The organism is Planobacterium oryzisoli, assembly GCF_015354315.1.
Taxonomy (GTDB): domain Bacteria; phylum Bacteroidota; class Bacteroidia; order Flavobacteriales; family Weeksellaceae; genus Planobacterium_A; species Planobacterium_A oryzisoli.
Genome location: NZ_JADKYY010000001.1, coordinates 230,949 through 246,945, shown reverse-complemented (window position 1 = coordinate 246,945; position 15,997 = coordinate 230,949). Strand labels below are relative to the sequence as shown.

The window sequence follows — 15,997 nt, the reverse complement described above, 5'->3', positions numbered from 1 at the left end:
CTTTGTGACTTTTTGATTATTTTTGCCCCAATGAAAATACTAGACCGCTACATAATCAAGACTTTTTTTGGTCCCTTCTTTTTTATTTTCAGTGTGCTGTTCTTTATTTTCATTGTGAACATCATCTGGATACAGATGGCACAATTCGTCGGAAAGGGTTTGACCTATTGGGAGATCACCAAACTTCTTTTCTATATGGGTGTAAGCGTGGTGGCAATGGTACTGCCCCTTACGATATTACTCTCCTCCATTATGACCTTTGGCGAATTTGGCGAACGCTATGAGCTTGCCGCCATGAAGGCCGCAGGTATTTCCTTGACGCGTGTGATGACCCCTCTTTTCCTTGTAAACATCGGACTGGCTTTGGTGCTGTTTCTATTCCAGAACAACATTACGCCCGACTTCCAAAAGAAGGCAAAAAACATGCTCTACAATATAGCAGCAACCAAACCTGCCCTTAATTTTACTCCTGGGCAATTCATTAATCAAATTCCAGGGTATGCAGTGAAATTTGATAAGATAGAGGGAGAGAATGGAGAACGAGTGGAAGGTGTCTTTATACACCGTACCACCAATATATACGAAGACCAACAGGCTATTGTGGCAAAAAACGGTCGGTTTGCTCCAGCCAGCGACCGCAATTTCTTAAAGCTCGTACTCTACGACGGCTACGTCTATGAAGATAATTTCCGAAATAAAGACTACAACCAAAGACAGAAGCAGCCAAACCAAATAGTGAAGTTCGACACGCTGGTTTCGCATTTTGATGTCAGTGACCTAATCGACAAAGCAATAGAAAAGGAGCAGATCACTGACGACTACCGCTTTCAGACCTACGGAGAAATAAACCAATCTATTGAAAAAAGAAAAAAAGACAATGGGGAAATATTCAATGGTCTTGGATTATCCCTGGTAAGCAACACTAACAATTACATTCAGATCATTCAAAATGTAAAGCCCAGAAAACAGATAGTCCCGCAGTACAAAATCGATACAGTACAGGAAGAAAAACGTCTGGATGCCCTGTACGGAGCCTTTAATAAGATCGAGACCCAAAAGACGGAACTCGCCGGTAAGCAGGACCAAATCTATGGGATCATTAAGTACCAGAACAAGATGATCATGTACCAGCAGCGTATATTCGCCTATTCCTTTACGTGTATCATCTTCTTTTTAATTGGTGCCAGCCTGGGGAGCATCATCCGTAAAGGCGGTATGGGACTGCCGGTGGTCATTGCCATCATCATCTTTATCATTTTCTATGTCATGAATCTTACGGTAGAGAATCTCTCTTGGAAAGGTAAGATGAATCCGTACCTGGCGGCATGGTTCCCTAACATGGTTCTTTTCCCTTTTGGGATCTGGCTGAGTTACAAAGCACTAACGGACTCGCAACTATTTGATGCAGAAAAATACAAGGCGTGGTTTAAGCCACTATTGGAACGTTTCCAGAAGCCACGGGAGCATGCAAGATACCGCTAAAAAAAGGTCCGCAATTAAATGCGGACCTTTTATAATGTACTAACAGTCTAATTAGACTTTCATTATATCTGCTTCTTTATTTTTGACGTGTTCATCAATTAATTTCACGTATTTGTCGGTTAGCTCTTGAATTTGAGCCTCCACATCTTTAATGAGGTCCTCCGAGACACCTTCTACTCTCTTAAGCTCTTTCATGCCGTCCTGACGGGCATTACGCACGGTAATCTTAGTCTGGTCTCCTTCTCCTTTCGCCTGACGCGCCAAGTCTCTTCTACGCTCCTCGGTAAGAGGCGGAACGTTAAGAATAATGGTGTCGCCATTGTTCGAAGGTGCAAATCCTAGATTGGAATCGATAATACCTTTCTCGATGGCACGTATTGCAGTACGGTCCCAAGGCTGGATGGAAATGGTCATTGCGTCCGGTACGGATACATTGGCCACCTGGTTAAGAGGTGTTGGTGCTCCATAGTATTCAACTACCACGTCTTGCACCATTGTAGTGGAGGCGCGTCCTGCACGAATTTTTTGAAATGCATGGTCCAGATGCTTCATTGCCGCATCCATCTCCTCGCGAACAGTATCTACGATTAAATTTAATTCTTCCATTACGATCTGAAAATTTGAAAGGTTACACATTTATTAGCAGGCAAGTGCATTTAATTCACCAGGGTACCCACCTGATCTCCCTGTACTATCTTAAGCAAATTATTCTCCTTATTCATATCAAAAACTATGATAGGGAGTTTGTTTTCGTGGCTTAAAGTAAAGGCTGTCATGTCCATTACTTTTAAGTTGTTTTTAAATACCTCATCAAAGGACAATGTATCGTACTTCACGGCATTAGCATTTTTTTCCGGATCACTGTCGTAGATACCATCTACGCGAGTCCCTTTTAAGATCACATCCGCGCCGATTTCAATGGCACGCAGCGTGGCAGCGGTATCTGTAGTAAAATAAGGATTACCTGTCCCGGCACCAAAAATAACTACCCTACCTTTTTCCAGGTGACGCGTAGCTCGACGTTTGATAAATGGTTCGGCCACTTTGTCCATTTCTATGGCACTCTGGAGTCGGGTATACACACCGAGATTCTCTAGTGCTCCCTGCAGCGCCATTCCATTGATTACCGTCGCTAGCATCCCCATATAATCCCCCTGCACGCGATCCATTCCTTCCGCTGCTCCGGAAAGTCCGCGGAAAATATTTCCTCCTCCAATTACAATTGCCACTTGGCAACCCGCATCCACAGTTTTTTTAATTTCCTGTGCGTATTGCATCAGACGGTCGTTGTCTATCCCATATTGCTTTTGACCCATTAGGGCCTCACCACTGAGTTTAAGAAGGATTCGTTTGTATTTCATCGTTTGTTTCTAAGTGCTGCAAATATAATCAAATGTGCACAAACACGAAGCTACAAATAAATTGTTACCCTAAATTTTCTCTGTATTTTCATTTTTAGCGTAATTTTGCAGACCATCGGTTGCCGTCCCTGGTTAAGGAAAAACTTTTCCTTGAGATCGCAAAGAAAAAGTGTACTGCATGAAGAAAAAACCTGTAATAGCAATAGACGGGTACTCCTCCACCGGAAAGAGTTCCATTTCGAAAGAGATAGCCCGAAGACTAGGCCTTGTCCATATAGACACAGGTGCGTTATACCGGGGTATCACCCTATTTGCGCTGCGCTGCGCATTAGATCAAAGCGGAAAAATTGATTGCAGTATGCTTGAAAAGCATCTTCCAGAGCTTGAATTGAAATTCCATCTGGAGCACGGAGAACTTGTACTCTATTTGGCTAAGGAAAACATTACCGAACCTATACGTTCCCAGCAGGTCTCCGAAAATGTGAGTTTTATTGCAAAGCAGTCCTTCGTAAGAGATTATCTTCTGGAGTACCAGCGCGAGATGGCTAAAAAAGGCGGAGTGATAATGGACGGGAGGGATATTGGGACTACCGTACTTCCGGAGGCAGACTATAAATTCTTTCTCTCTGCAAGTGTCCAGGAGCGTAGCCGACGCAGACATTTAGAACTGCAGTCTATGGGTATTGACTTGCCTTTGGAGGAGGTAGAACGAAACCTAACCTCACGCGATGCGATAGATTCCTCCAGGGAGGCATCACCTTTGCGACAGGCTCCTGATGCCGTTCTCATAGACAACACAAAACTTACCAAGGAAGAGACCATAGAGAAAATTTTGTCGTTTATTAGTTAGGTTTCCACTTTATTATTCAAGTCTTCTATAATTACCATTTTAACAGTTTTTTAAGAAGGACCAATTTAGCTCATGGCATTTATATTGTACCTTTATGACAAGAAAATTAAACTATTTTTTAACCAACTAAAAACATAAAAAAATGTCAAAAAAAGGGAATAATGCAGGTGCAGTTTTAGCCGGTTTACTAGCAGGAGCTGCTGCGGGAGTGGTACTAGGTATGCTTTACGCTCCAGAAGAAGGTAAAGAAACCAGAAGAAAGCTAAAAACAAAAGCAGACGATTTAGCTCATCAAGCTAAAGAAGAGTATGAAAAAACCGCAGAGAAGGTAAAAGAGGAATACTCAAATGTATCTGGAAAAGTTAAGGAACAAGTAGACCACCTCGCTTCACAGGTGAAAGATACTGCTGATAAAGTGGCCTCTTCTGTAAAGGAAGGGTATGATAAATATAAGTCGCAAGCAGCGGGTACTGTAGCAGATGCTTCCAGAGATATTGAAACAGAACTTGATGCCCTGAAGTAATTCTTGAAAATCTTTAGAATTAATAGCGCATTCTAAAAATAAGTTATGGGAAACTTCAAACCAAAGTTTCCCATTTTTTGTAAAATTAAAAACTACTGACGATGATTGATTTAGTGAAGCAATATGCCAGTAAAAGGCTGGAGCTTTTAAAAATGGAAGCTACCGAAAAATCCTCTTTGGGCGCAGGGACTCTTACTTTTCTGATTCTCGCATCCATAAGTGGCTTATTCTTCCTTATACTATTTAATATTGGCATAGGATTATGGATAGGCTCTTTACTTGGTAATTACGGGTACGGCGTTTTAATAGTAGCGGGCTTTTATCTGCTACTACTGGCGCTTGTCGTTGCTTTTAGAAAGTCCATTACTAACAAAGTTGCCAATAAAATAATAGCACTAATAAATGCATAAGCCATGGAAATGAAATATTCGAATTTGGAAGAGCTTAAAAGAAAAAAAGCGCTACTTAAGCAGGAAGTAGGTGAGCTGGAAGCCCTGATAACCTTTGAGAATCCACGAGCATCCTTAAGCAAAATAACAGATGGTGCAAGCGATTCCTATTTTACGGAAAAGACCGATGAATCAGGAGAAAAGAAACTTGCTCTTCGCACAGGACATATAGCCAGACAGGTTGGAAATTTCCTAACACTGCGTTCCCAAAGCAATTCACTTATTGCCTTTGATAATAAAGGACTGGATAGCTCTATCCTTGAAACCACACTTAAATTAGGCAGCGTGGCCTTCGTTGGTAATTTAGCCAGGAAGGGATTGGCAAGTAAAAGCTGGAAGGGCAAACTTCTGGGACTTGCACTTGTGTACTTACTTCCTTTTGCACTACGCTTCGTTCGTAGTAAAGTCGAAGAGTTTCAGAAAAAGCAAAGTATTTCCAGTATGGAAAAACTCATTTAACAAAGCATCCAACGGCCCCTTAAAAGTCTATTTTTCGGGGCATTTTTTATTTGCGTTGACTTACACCTAAAATAATTCCAGCGGCCATCGAGACATTAAGACTTTCGGTCTTTTGAGCCTTTCCAAAGCGCGGAATAGTAATGGTGGTGTCCAGACAGGCCCGCACTTCCTTACTCATACCGTTCCCTTCGTTTCCAAGTACTAAATTATAGTGGTCGGGAAAATCGAATTTGTAGAGGTCTTCACCTTCCATATCCGTTCCTATGGTGGGATGCGGTGAGTTTTTTAGAAATTCCATCAGGTCCGTATACACCACATGTACCCTAGTAAATGAGCCCATAGAAGCCTGAATCACTTTGGGACTGTATAAATCCACCGTGTCGGGACTGCACACAATCTGTTCTATCCCAAACCAGTCTGCAAGCCGAATCAAGGTTCCCAAATTACCTGGATCTTGTAAAGAATCCAGCACCAGGGTTACCGGTACCGATTTTAACTCTGCGGGTGCCTCTAAGGTACATAGAGCCAGCGCATCTTTAGGGTTCTTAAGCAGACTCGCCCTTTGTAATTCAGCCTTGGTTACAAGAGTTACTATATTTTCAGGAAATTCTACGAAATTTCCCTGCGCTTCAGCTGTAGTGAATATTTGATTAACTTTATGCCGGGAATCAATCAGTTCCCGAATGGTTTTTGAACCTTCCACCAAAAACAAATTGTATTTTTGTCGGAACTTCTTTTTATCTAAAGACTGTATAACTTTGATCGTATGAGCGGTAAGCATTTCAGGAAATATCTTCAAAAGTATCATATATTTTTATCAGCTGCAACCACACTTGGATTTCTTTATGCCTGCAGCACTACCAAAAAAGTCCCGGACGGGGATTATTTGTTGGTAGACAACAATTTCATTTATCCAGAATCCAAGGTCCATAGTGACGAACTGGAAGACTACGTAAGTCAGAAGCCCAATAAGAAGTCCCTTTTTGTGCTACCTGTTGGACTTTGGGCGTACAATTTGGCCAATCCCAAATACGATACGATCTTAACAGAATACATGACCTATCCCAGTGAGATTCGTAACCAAAAACTGCGTGACTCCCTCTTCATAAAGTACGATATGCCGGAGGAAGTAGGAAAGAATCTATTTGTCGACCGCTTTTTACACACCATCGGGCAACCGCCGGTCATCTTGGATCAGAGCAAAACCGAATCAAGTGCAGAAAATATACGTAAAAGACTGGTATACCGCGGTTATTGGGATGCACAGGTAGATTACAAGCACAACTTGGATTCCGCTGCAAAAAAAGCCACAGTCGATTATTTGGTCGAGCATAAGGATCCTACCTACATTTCCGAATACTATTACGATATACCGGATCCCAATATAAAATCGCTCTATGAAGAGCAGTACCGTAAAAGCCATGTGCTCAGTGGCCAAGTACTGGATCAGACAAATTTGGAAGACGAAGTACGCCGTATCACGCAGCAAATGCGCGATGAAGGATACTACCGTTTCAACTCTTCCAACGAAGAAATTTATTTTACTGCCGACACCTTACTTAGTAGAAAACAGGTGCCCCTTGTGATGGACATTCGGAAGGATTCCTTAGGGTCACCTTATAAGAAATCCACCATCGGAGATATAAAGGTCTACGTCCTGGAAACACTTGCCGACGTACCGGATACTGAAAAGGATTCTCTACGTGGCATCAATTTCTATAAGTTGGACAATCAGTACAAGACACGCGCTTTGTGGCGCCCTATCATACTTGCACCGGGTGAGACTTATAGCCAGCGTAATTTTGATCTTACCAAGCGTAATATCAATGCGATGAACAACTTCTCGCTGATTAGCTACGAAGAGGATTTCAGAAAGAACTCCGATTCCATCATCGATGTTGCCTACTACCTGGCGCCTCTGCCTAAGTACGACCTTAGAACGGCCATGGATGTGAGTTATTCCCAGATCCTGAACTTTGGTTTGGCACCTTCGGTGGATCTCACTAGTCGTAATGTGTTTGGAGGTGCGGAAAACTTAACCCTTGGGGTTTCGGGTATTTTTGGAGCAGTGAAAAATTCCAAAGATCCAGAAAAGCGTTCTCTTGCTTATGAAGCTTCGGCGCAAGCTACCCTAAACTTCCCACGCCTATTGCTTCCAGTCTCTTACTATAAACTTATACCTAAGCGCTACTCTCCTACTTCCAATATAAATATGGGAGTATCGATACAAGATAACATTGGACTGGGCAGGATTACGTTCAATACCGGTTTAAATTATTTTGCCAATGTAAATGACATTGTCAACCACCGTCTCTCAATCTTCAACACCCAGTTGAGTTTGACGCGTAATAAAGAAAGGTATTACGAGTACTTCCCGAGGGAAGGAGAATACCGGGACCAAATGTTCCAAACGTATTCCCCTGAGCTGTACAATCAGTTCCTAAACGAACAGATTACCTCCGATGAAGTTTCTTCCATCATTATTCAAGACAAGCCCTTTCAGGAAGGTTTAGAAGGTGATGGACTGGATCTTTTCAATAACTTCAGACAGTCTCTTATCAATAAGGACAGACAAACGCAGGATGTTCTTATATCCTCTATCATTTACAATTTCATCTATAACGAAATAGGTAAAAAAGACCGTTTCAATCCGTTTTACTTTAATGGTAAAATTGAAACGGCGGGGAATCTGCTGGGACTGGTGGCCAAGCAAACACAAACTGAGGGTATAGCCTCCCAAAACACCCAAAAAACCCTTTTTGACATCCCTTACTCGCAGTTTGTGAAAGTAGATCTGGATGTGCGCAAATACTTCCAATTTTTTGAGGGCAAACATACCCTTGCACTGCGTCAATTTATTGGAGTTGGTATCCCTTACGGCAATTCCACCAGTATGCCTTTCATTCGTTCCTACTTCAACGGAGGGTCCAACGATATCCGCGCATGGAGGGTATTTGGAGGACTTGGCCCCGCCGATTCACAGTTGGATGAAAGGATTCGTGCATATGTAATGGATAATATTAAACTCACCACAAACGTGGAATACCGCATGCCTTTTACCGAGATGTTTGAAGGTGCTGCCTTTGTGGACGCCGGAAACATCTGGAATCTTAAAGACAGTGGATTTGGTGACGAGTTCCGTTTCAACAAATTTTTATCACAGATGGGTGTGGGAGCAGGTCTGGGCTTACGAGTGAACGTGGCTTATATCACACTAAGACTTGATGCCGCCTGGAAGGTGCACGACCCCAACAGGCCACTGGGTGAACGGTGGGTCATTAGCAAATGGCAGCCCCTTAAACCAACTATAAATTTCGCTTTCGGCTATCCGTTCTAAATACAATGATGCCCCTAAAAAGTCTTACTTTTTGGGGGCATTCGATTAAGGGGATTCTTTATTTTATACGTTTAGACAATCTCACTTGTCAGGCTACGTTCGAGAAGTTTCTTGTGCATGGGTTCGAGTAGTTCGAGTGGTCCTGTCTTTACGGTACACTTACCTTTGTAGTGTACTAATAGAGTGCACTGCTCTGCCTGTTCCAAAGTATGGCCACAGATCTCAATGAGGCTTTCTATTACAAAATCAAATGTATTTACATCGTCGTTCCACAGTACGAGTTTATGCTCTTCAAAGGTTTTCTCCAGCACATCTACATCCTGTTCGTATTCACGCTGGGGCTTCTCGTATAAGTGTATAGCGGTTGTATTGCACATAATTAGATTCGTCGGGGTTTACATATCACCGAGCTCCTCTGCCAAGTTGTCGAGAGTAGTGCTCGTTTTGTATTGCAGTTCCACGATTTCCACGCTCTTGTTGTTCATCTTGAGAATTTTGAAATGGTATCCGTTCATATCGAACTCCTGGTTTTCTTCCGGAATTTCTTCCAGTTCGTGAAGAATAAATCCTGCAAGGGTATTAAATTCTCCTTCCTCCGAGAGTGGAAAGGGTTGGGGAAGATGTTCATTTATCTCTTCCAGTGGTTGAGTTGCCTGAATCCAAAAGATATTATCCCCTACTTTATCTACAATTTTCACTTCATCGTCTTCCTCGTCCTGGATCTCACCCACCAGTTCTTCCAATATGTCCTCCAAGGTGATAATTCCCTCCGTTCCACCGAATTCATCGATCACGATAGCTAGGTGCTGCTTCTTTTGTTGAAAGACTTTCATCAAATCGGAAATTTTCTTGCTCCCTACAACAAAGAATGCTTCTCTCATAAGGCTTCGAAGTACATCGTGGTCAATGGCTCCTTTACGCTTTATATATTCGCGTACAATTTCCTTGGCATAAAAGATCCCTATGACATTGTCGATAGAATCTTCATAGACCGGTATACGGGAATATCCACTGTCCATAATCTGTTCTATGATCTCCTCTACAGGATCTTCGATATCTATCGAGAGAATATTCTGCCTCGGAACCATGATCTGCTTTGCGGAATGGTCCGTGAAATCAAAGGCATTTTTTATAATCTCATAATTCTCCTCTTGAATCTCTCCAGAGTCTGCACTCTGCTTAACAAGCAGCTGAAGCTCCTCAGTGGAATGGATTTCCTGGTCCGACGCTGGATGAATTTTAATCAAACGCAAAAATGCATTGGACATATGGTTCATCGACCATATGAACGGACGAAACAGGATATAGAAAAAGCGAAGCGGCATGGCAATGGCCATGGTGGTGGGCTCGGCCTTACGGATAGCAATAGACTTAGGAATAAGTTCCCCGAAGACGATATGCATCACGGTAATAATCAGAAAGCTTATAATAAGTGCTATCGTGGTTATGGTGGTGGAATCCAGTGCAATCTCAAAATACAGAAACATGTTTTCTATAATGTGGTGCATTGCACTTTCCCCTACCCAACCTAGAGCCAGTGACGCTAAGGTAATTCCTAGCTGAGTCGCGGATAGGTACTCATCCAGGTGTTTAATGATATGTTCCGCTTGCTTGGCCATGGAATTACCCTCGGCTGCTTTAATTTGGATCTGGGAGTACCGGACCTTAACTATGGAAAATTCAGCGGCTACGAAAAAGCCATTAAGAAGTACGAGAAATAAAGCTAATAGAATTTTGACTATGTCCGAGTCCATTTACAATTTTAATAAACAGTTGCTGCAAAGATATGCATTTTTTCCATCTTCCGGCACCGGCTCCTCTACACAGCTGCCGCACGTTTAGAAAGTACTTTCCGGGTGAGTGCACCGTAGAATCCACCCAGTAAGAATCCCACTGAAGCACCGTACAGCACATCAAGTGGATAGTGTACACCTAAATAAATGCGGCTATAGGCCACAGTCCCTGCCCAGAGGAAAAGCGCCCATGGGAGCAGCCTGTAGGTTTTGCCCAAAAGAAGGGTGAGAAAAGTACCTAGGAAAAAAGTGTTGGAGGCATGGGCAGAGTAGAATCCGAAACTTCCACCACATTTCACTTCCCGAATCAGCCCCTCTAGTGAAGGTTCGTGGCAGGGCCTTAACCTCTCGATGCCGTATTTAAATACGTTTGCAAGTTGGTCGGAGGTGGTTACTCCCAGAGCAATGAAAAGCAGTATAAAGGCCATGTTTCTCCAGCTGTTGTTCTTTTTTAAGAGATAAAGAAACACCACGTAGAGCGGTATCCACACTGCAGTCCCAGAAACAATGATCCAAAAGGAATCAAACGCAGGGGATCCTAAAGGGTTAAGTAATAGAAGTAGTTCGCGGTCAAAATTTAGAAGTGCCTCCATACTTATCTTCGGACAGGGCCCTGATAGTTTTCATCCTCGGAGGGAGCTATAGTAGGAGTAGTACCTACAGCCTCCTCCTTGTCACGAACCGGGCTTTCCAGAGTGGATTTTTTTATGGCATTCTCCGCCATAGGGTCAAAATCCCTGGCCGCCTGCTTTACTTTTTCAATTTCCTTTTTAATTTCCGAAACCGGATTGTCGGCTTCTTTTAGAATCTCGGATTTTATGTCCTCCACGGCGCCACGCATTTTTCTCACGCCCGACCCAAGGTCCCTGGCAATGGAAGGCAATTTATCCGGGCCAAACAAAACTACAATGGCCAATGCGATAACGACCATTTCCATAAATCCTAATTCCATTGTGCGAAATTACGAAACATTTTTCACTTATTTTCGCTCTATACCTGGTGTGCAGTAGAACGTTTCTTATGGAATACGATATATACGAAATAGGCGCTAAGGGCCATAAGGAGAAAGCCCAAGAAAAATGGTGCTCCCGGGAAGAGAAACGGCGCCGTATCGTGGGTAAAATAATAAAAGACATTGGTCATCAGCGGAGGACCAATGATAGAGGTGAGACTTACTACGCTGGTTAGTGCACCCTGTAAGTCCCCTTGTTCGTTGGCAGGAACCAAGGAGGTGATAAGCGACTGAAGGGCCGGACCTGCAATTCCTCCCAAACAGTAAATCAGTAGTATTACCAGCATCATCCAGGAATCTGCAGCAAATGCAAATAACAGCATGCCTACAGCATAGAATACAATTCCGTAGAGGATACTGCGCTCGTTTCCGATGCGAGGATGGAGTCTTCGAATCAGAAACCCTTGAACGAAGGCCGTAAGTGCGCCCATCACTCCCAGAGAAATACCCACCATCTTCTCATCCCAGTTAAAGCGGTACATAGTAAAGAACGACCAGTTAGTCTGTACGGCATGGGCTGCAATGTACACCAGAAACCAGGCCACCATCAGTTTAACAATCTTTGGATAGCGCTTTATGCCGTAGAGGCTTGCCACCGGGTTGGCACGTTTCCATTGGAATTTTCTTCGGTGGGAACTATCAAGGCTCTCCGGTAGAACAAACCACCCGTAGAGAAAATTTATAAGGCAGAGGATACCTGCTGCAATAAATGGAATTCGGGGCCCGTACTGCCCTAAAAGACCCCCAATGACCGGACCTATGATGAAACCAAGACCAAAGGCGGCACCAATCATTCCAAAGTTCTTGCTTCGGTTGGATTCGTCCGAAATATCTGCTATGTACGCACTGGCGGTAGTGATGCTTGCACCGGTAATACCGGAGAATATCCTACCTATAAAAAGCCATAAAATGGTCGGAGCCCAGGCCTGAAGAAAAAAATTGATGGAAAATCCGAGCAGAGAGAAAAGAATGATTGGGCGTCTGCCGTAACGGTCGCTTAAATTCCCCAGGACGGGGGCAAATACAAACTGCATGAAAGCGTACAAAAAACTAAGCCATCCTCCATACTTGGCTGCCTCTGAGATGTCCGCCTGAATAAGTTCTTCGATCAAAGCAGGTACCACAGGAATGACTATACCCCACCCTGTAATATCTATAAGAAGGGTGATGAAGATAAAACCGATGGCTGCCGATTTCTGCTCTTTCTTTACCATAAGAGCGCAAAGTTAATTAATTAACCAGTACGGAGAGTTGCATTTAATGGTAAAAGAGCCCATTGATGAGCATGGTAAGTACCCCCACAAAGATCCACAGCCTGTAGAATGTAAGCATCCAAAACATTTTCTTTAGACGAAAACGTATCAAATTCAGAAGACCTAATAAAAGCACTGCTATGGAGGTGAAAAAATAGTAGTACAGAAGGTCCTTGACGGGCAGAAAGGTAAGTACCAGTACTGCGCTAAAAGCCCCTAAAACAAGCAAAAATGCTAAAATAAAGGCTGCAGTACGAATCCCTAAATTCAAAGGCATGGTAGCGTAACCAAACAGGGCGTCCGGGCGGAGCGTAAGAAAGTCTTTGGTAATATCCACCACGAGAAGCACGATAAAAAGGAAGATGGCCATGGAGAACAGCAGCAGCGAAAAATGGCTGTAGTACACCAGCATTCCGAAAAAAGGATAAAGGGTCAGTGATACAAAGCTTAAGTTATTCACCACCATCCATTTACTTAGTTTATGACTGTAGAGCCACATAAGAAACTGGTAGACCAGAAAAAACAAAAATATGCGTGGAGATAAGAAAAAAGCGATTCCAAGGGAAAGCAGATTGAGGCTTAGGTACGAATACAGAAAATATTTTTGTTTTAAAAAACCCTGTAGCCGTGCCCTGAAAGGACGCTGTACCCTGTCTTTCTCTAGATCGTAGAATGTATTTATTATCCCTCCCGCTGCTATGCTCAATAGGGAGCAAAGTATTATTCCGTGCACCTTGTAATCAAATACAAACTGACGAAGGGATTCTTCCTGACGGAAAAGGAAATACGTGGAAATATAAAGTGTCGCAGTAAAAAGAAGAAGCACAAAAATACGCATGCTCAGTAGCAAGCTCACTAATTTCGAAAAGCGCTGGAGAAAGGGAAATTCTTTGTGGAGCGACGCGCCTGATTTGTTGCATTGCTCCGCTTTAGGCAAGTCAGGTCGGTCCATGGCAATGTTTTAGAATCTGTATATCACCTCCTTTTCAAAACCCTGGAGCATTTTTTCGGCTTTAGGATAATCCTTTGTAAATCCCAAGATATATCCTCCTCCTCCACTGCCACATAGCTTAAGATAATAGGCATTCGTATCGAGGCCGTCCTTCCATGCAGAATAGAGACTTTTAGGAATCATGGGTTTGAAATGATCGTATGCCCACAGTGAGAGCGCACGAAGATTCTTAAAGAAAGGATTCATATCCTTCTTTAAGAAATGGTCTATACAGGCGTTATTATAACGAATAAATTCTTCTTTCAATGTCTTTCTAAAACCCTCTGTTTTCATCTTCTCAAAAAAGATCTGTACCATTGGTCCAGTCTCTCCCACTTCGCCAGAATCAATCAAAAAGATGGCTCCTTTCCCCTCTTTTTGAGCCGGAAGACTTACCTTATCCACGCTTTCGCGATTCTCAATTAGTATCGGAAGATTCATATAGCAGATTAGTGGATCTATACCCGAGCTTGTACCGTGGAAATAGCTCTCCAGTTGTCCAAAGATGCGCTTTAAATCCTTTAGCTGTTCTTTGGAGATGGTTTCAGCCTGGTATTTTTCGACACTGTAACGCTCAAAAATCGCTGCCACCAAAGCACCGGAACTTCCTACTCCGTATCCTTGTGGAATATTGCTATCAAAAAACAATCCTTCCCGCAAATCCTTTTCCAGTTGCTTTAAGTCCAAAGCATACTCCAGTGGAAGCTCCAGGGTTTGGAGATAATGTGCATACTGCTTTAAGCTTTCATTACTTCGGCGTTCGAAATCGGTCTGAAGTGATGAAAACTTTAGGGCTCCCTTATAGAAACTGTAAGGCAGAGTCAGACCCTGGGAATCTTCAATAATTCCGTATTCTCCAAAAAGCAGGATTTTAGCGTAAAATAAAGGGTTGGTCATAGTTTTAGACTCTACTGTGCAAAGATACTAAATAATCCTTTAGCTTTTAGCAAACATTATACCGAACTCATTCACTATCAATTGCCTCAGAGGGTTTCTCGGTGCGCAAGCATTTTAATTTTCACAAAGCGTATCAGAACCAGTCCCACGGCAAAAAACACTACCATAGAGAGGGCTGCATACCGCATATTGTTAAACTCATCAATAAGCGTTGCAAAGATGAACGTACCTAAAATAATAGCGAGTTTTTCCAGTACATCATAAAAACTGAAATACGTGGTATTATCCATGGAGTTCTCTGGAAGCAGTTTGGAATAAGTGGAACGCGACATGGCCTGAAGTCCACCCATTACTAACCCAACGATCGCCGCTACGGCGTAAAACTGGTACTCAACGTATGGATTTTCTTTATTTAAGAAGTACGCCGACAAACACGCCACAATCCAAAGAGCAACAGCTATGGAAATCACGTTCTTGTTGCCGATTCTCTTAGAGAGACGGGAAAAAACAACCGCACCTATGATTGCCTCAATCTGAATGATGAGCAACGTAGCGATGAGTTTGCCCTGGTCGAGATTAATCTCACTTTTCCCAAAAAGGGTAGCCATTAGAAATATCGTCTGCATTCCTACACTGTAAAAGAAGAAACTTGAGAGGAAAAATTTCAAGTTGGTGTCTTGAAAAAGCCTGCCACCCACTTTATACAGTTCCCGGAAACTTTCTCTACCCACATCTAGATAAAATGCAATATTGTCTTTAAGGACTTCAAAGAAACCGCCTTGCTCCTGATGCCTGTTAAAGATATTTTTATAATTGAGTAGAACGAGATCCTTAGGAAGTCTATCGCGCACCTCTCCAAATTTTGGTAGGTGCTTGAAGGTATACTGGGAGAATCCAAACCACCAGGCACCCGTCACAAGGAAACTTATCCGGGTATACAGCAAACGCTCTTTTTCCGTGTCCGCAGCGACCATAATTAGCAGAAGACATACCACCACAAGTACTACCGATCCTATGTATCCGTACACATACCCTTTAGCCGAAAGTGCATCCTGGCGGTCTGGGGTAGCAATATCGGGTAAGAACGAGTTATAGAACACAAGGCTTCCCCAGAAGCCTACACTGGCAGTTATACTGAAAAGTAGACCCAAAAAGACATTCTCCATACCGGTAAACATCGCCAGTCCCATACAGGACGTGGCGCCCAGGTAGCAGAAGAACTGCAGAAAGGATTTTTTGTTTCCAATCGTATCGGCCAGCGAGGAGAGAAAAGGAGAAAGAAGTACTACAATGAAAAAAGAAATGGTCAGGGAGTACCCATACACTGCATCGGGATGGTAAGACTCACCGAATAATTCGATTTGATGACGCACCGGAACATCAATCCAGCGGTTCTGATCGGCTATGAACTCCTTCTTTTGAGTCTGCGTGGTTAGGATGGAATAGTAGATGGGAAAAATCGTCGAAGTAATCACTAGGGAATACACCGAATTCGCCCAATCATAAAACGCCCACGATTTCATAATCTTTGGATTGTTCTTAATCAGCGGGGACTGGGAGCCAGTAGAATCTTGCATAAAAGAAGACATT

Annotated in this window: 17 protein-coding genes; 6 read left to right on the top strand and 11 right to left on the bottom strand. The window is 43.0% G+C overall.

What is annotated here, in order from left to right:
• The first annotated feature begins 30 nt into the window (after positions 1-30).
• The gene (locus tag IC612_RS01110; protein ID WP_194738323.1) at positions 31-1,482 is read left to right on the top strand and encodes an LptF/LptG family permease; all 1,452 of its coding nucleotides are present in this window, start codon (positions 31-33) and stop codon (positions 1,480-1,482) included.
• A gap of 51 nt (positions 1,483-1,533) precedes the next feature.
• On the opposite strand, the gene frr is transcribed toward IC612_RS01110, so the two are convergent.
• Positions 1,534-2,088 carry a ribosome recycling factor gene (gene frr, locus IC612_RS01105; RefSeq protein ID WP_194738322.1) on the bottom strand — a complete coding sequence of 185 codons (555 nt, stop codon included), beginning with the start codon at positions 2,086-2,088 and terminating at the stop codon, positions 1,534-1,536.
• A 50-nt stretch (positions 2,089-2,138) separates the two neighbouring features.
• Positions 2,139-2,843 carry a UMP kinase gene (gene pyrH, locus IC612_RS01100; protein WP_194738321.1) on the bottom strand — a complete coding sequence of 235 codons (705 nt, stop codon included), beginning with the start codon at positions 2,841-2,843 and terminating at the stop codon, positions 2,139-2,141.
• Positions 2,844-3,021: 178 nt separating this feature from the next.
• Here pyrH and cmk point away from each other — a divergent pair, with 178 nt between their 5' ends.
• From cmk to IC612_RS01080, 4 genes are all read left to right on the top strand, one after another.
• Positions 3,022-3,693 (top strand): (d)CMP kinase, encoded by a 672-nt coding sequence (cmk, locus tag IC612_RS01095; RefSeq protein ID WP_194738320.1) that lies wholly within the window; start codon positions 3,022-3,024, stop codon positions 3,691-3,693.
• A 142-nt stretch (positions 3,694-3,835) separates the two neighbouring features.
• A complete protein-coding gene (locus tag IC612_RS01090) occupies positions 3,836-4,216 on the top strand; it encodes a YtxH domain-containing protein (RefSeq protein ID WP_194738319.1) in 381 nt (126 codons plus the stop codon).
• A 101-nt stretch (positions 4,217-4,317) separates the two neighbouring features.
• Complete coding sequence (locus IC612_RS01085; RefSeq protein WP_194738318.1) at positions 4,318-4,626, top strand: phage holin family protein; 309 nt, start codon at positions 4,318-4,320, stop codon at positions 4,624-4,626.
• A gap of 9 nt (positions 4,627-4,635) precedes the next feature.
• Entirely contained in the window at positions 4,636-5,124 is a 489-nt protein-coding gene (locus IC612_RS01080; protein WP_194738317.1) for a phosphoribosyl-ATP pyrophosphatase, read from the top strand.
• Positions 5,125-5,170: 46 nt separating this feature from the next.
• Here IC612_RS01080 and IC612_RS01075 read toward each other — a convergent pair whose 3' ends face one another.
• Positions 5,171-5,905, bottom strand: coding sequence for a TrmH family RNA methyltransferase (locus IC612_RS01075; RefSeq protein WP_194738316.1), 735 nt, complete (start codon positions 5,903-5,905; stop codon positions 5,171-5,173).
• Here IC612_RS01075 and tamL point away from each other — a divergent pair.
• A complete protein-coding gene (tamL, locus tag IC612_RS01070; RefSeq protein WP_194738315.1) occupies positions 5,891-8,461 on the top strand; it encodes a translocation and assembly module lipoprotein TamL in 2,571 nt (856 codons plus the stop codon). The genes IC612_RS01075 and tamL overlap by 15 nt on opposite strands.
• A gap of 71 nt (positions 8,462-8,532) precedes the next feature.
• On the opposite strand, the gene IC612_RS01065 is transcribed toward tamL, so the two are convergent.
• The 8 genes from IC612_RS01065 to IC612_RS01030 all read right to left on the bottom strand — a co-directional run bounded on the left by IC612_RS01065 (position 8,533) and on the right by IC612_RS01030 (position 15,984).
• Positions 8,533-8,838 (bottom strand): ATP-dependent Clp protease adaptor ClpS, encoded by a 306-nt coding sequence (locus IC612_RS01065; RefSeq protein WP_194738314.1) that lies wholly within the window; start codon positions 8,836-8,838, stop codon positions 8,533-8,535.
• 18 nt (positions 8,839-8,856) lie between these two features.
• On the bottom strand, positions 8,857-10,215 hold the full coding sequence (locus tag IC612_RS01060; protein WP_194738313.1) for a hemolysin family protein: 1,359 nt from the start codon (positions 10,213-10,215) through the stop codon (positions 8,857-8,859).
• Positions 10,216-10,280: 65 nt separating this feature from the next.
• Positions 10,281-10,847: a phosphatase PAP2 family protein gene (locus IC612_RS01055; protein ID WP_194738312.1), complete on the bottom strand. Its 567-nt coding sequence runs from the start codon at positions 10,845-10,847 to the stop codon at positions 10,281-10,283.
• Positions 10,848-10,849: 2 nt separating this feature from the next.
• Complete coding sequence (locus IC612_RS01050) at positions 10,850-11,206, bottom strand: Sec-independent protein translocase subunit TatA/TatB (protein WP_194738311.1); 357 nt, start codon at positions 11,204-11,206, stop codon at positions 10,850-10,852.
• 38 nt (positions 11,207-11,244) lie between these two features.
• Positions 11,245-12,480, bottom strand: a complete 1,236-nt coding sequence (locus tag IC612_RS01045; protein ID WP_194738310.1) for a TCR/Tet family MFS transporter — start codon at positions 12,478-12,480, stop codon at positions 11,245-11,247.
• Between the two features lie 43 nt (positions 12,481-12,523).
• Positions 12,524-13,471, bottom strand: coding sequence for a UbiA family prenyltransferase (locus IC612_RS01040; RefSeq protein WP_194738309.1), 948 nt, complete (start codon positions 13,469-13,471; stop codon positions 12,524-12,526).
• 9 nt (positions 13,472-13,480) lie between these two features.
• Positions 13,481-14,407 carry a mevalonate kinase family protein gene (locus tag IC612_RS01035; protein WP_194738308.1) on the bottom strand — a complete coding sequence of 309 codons (927 nt, stop codon included), beginning with the start codon at positions 14,405-14,407 and terminating at the stop codon, positions 13,481-13,483.
• An 86-nt stretch (positions 14,408-14,493) separates the two neighbouring features.
• Entirely contained in the window at positions 14,494-15,984 is a 1,491-nt protein-coding gene (locus IC612_RS01030; protein ID WP_194738307.1) for an MFS transporter, read from the bottom strand.
• Between the last annotated feature and the right edge of the window lie 13 nt (positions 15,985-15,997).

Coding starts and splice junctions, on each gene's coding strand:
- IC612_RS01110 (WP_194738323.1), top strand. CDS start 31: ATGAAAATACTAGACCGCTACATAATCAAGACTTTTTTTGGTCCCTTC.
- frr (WP_194738322.1), bottom strand. CDS start 2,088: ATGGAAGAATTAAATTTAATCGTAGATACTGTTCGCGAGGAGATGGAT.
- pyrH (WP_194738321.1), bottom strand. CDS start 2,843: ATGAAATACAAACGAATCCTTCTTAAACTCAGTGGTGAGGCCCTAATG.
- cmk (WP_194738320.1), top strand. CDS start 3,022: ATGAAGAAAAAACCTGTAATAGCAATAGACGGGTACTCCTCCACCGGA.
- IC612_RS01090 (WP_194738319.1), top strand. CDS start 3,836: ATGTCAAAAAAAGGGAATAATGCAGGTGCAGTTTTAGCCGGTTTACTA.
- IC612_RS01085 (WP_194738318.1), top strand. CDS start 4,318: ATGATTGATTTAGTGAAGCAATATGCCAGTAAAAGGCTGGAGCTTTTA.
- IC612_RS01080 (WP_194738317.1), top strand. CDS start 4,636: ATGAAATATTCGAATTTGGAAGAGCTTAAAAGAAAAAAAGCGCTACTT.
- tamL (WP_194738315.1), top strand. CDS start 5,891: ATGAGCGGTAAGCATTTCAGGAAATATCTTCAAAAGTATCATATATTT.
- IC612_RS01075 (WP_194738316.1), bottom strand. CDS start 5,905: ATGCTTACCGCTCATACGATCAAAGTTATACAGTCTTTAGATAAAAAG.
- IC612_RS01065 (WP_194738314.1), bottom strand. CDS start 8,838: ATGTGCAATACAACCGCTATACACTTATACGAGAAGCCCCAGCGTGAA.
- IC612_RS01060 (WP_194738313.1), bottom strand. CDS start 10,215: ATGGACTCGGACATAGTCAAAATTCTATTAGCTTTATTTCTCGTACTT.
- IC612_RS01055 (WP_194738312.1), bottom strand. CDS start 10,847: ATGGAGGCACTTCTAAATTTTGACCGCGAACTACTTCTATTACTTAAC.
- IC612_RS01050 (WP_194738311.1), bottom strand. CDS start 11,206: ATGGAATTAGGATTTATGGAAATGGTCGTTATCGCATTGGCCATTGTA.
- IC612_RS01045 (WP_194738310.1), bottom strand. CDS start 12,480: ATGGTAAAGAAAGAGCAGAAATCGGCAGCCATCGGTTTTATCTTCATC.
- IC612_RS01040 (WP_194738309.1), bottom strand. CDS start 13,471: ATGGACCGACCTGACTTGCCTAAAGCGGAGCAATGCAACAAATCAGGC.
- IC612_RS01035 (WP_194738308.1), bottom strand. CDS start 14,407: ATGACCAACCCTTTATTTTACGCTAAAATCCTGCTTTTTGGAGAATAC.
- IC612_RS01030 (WP_194738307.1), bottom strand. CDS start 15,984: ATGCAAGATTCTACTGGCTCCCAGTCCCCGCTGATTAAGAACAATCCA.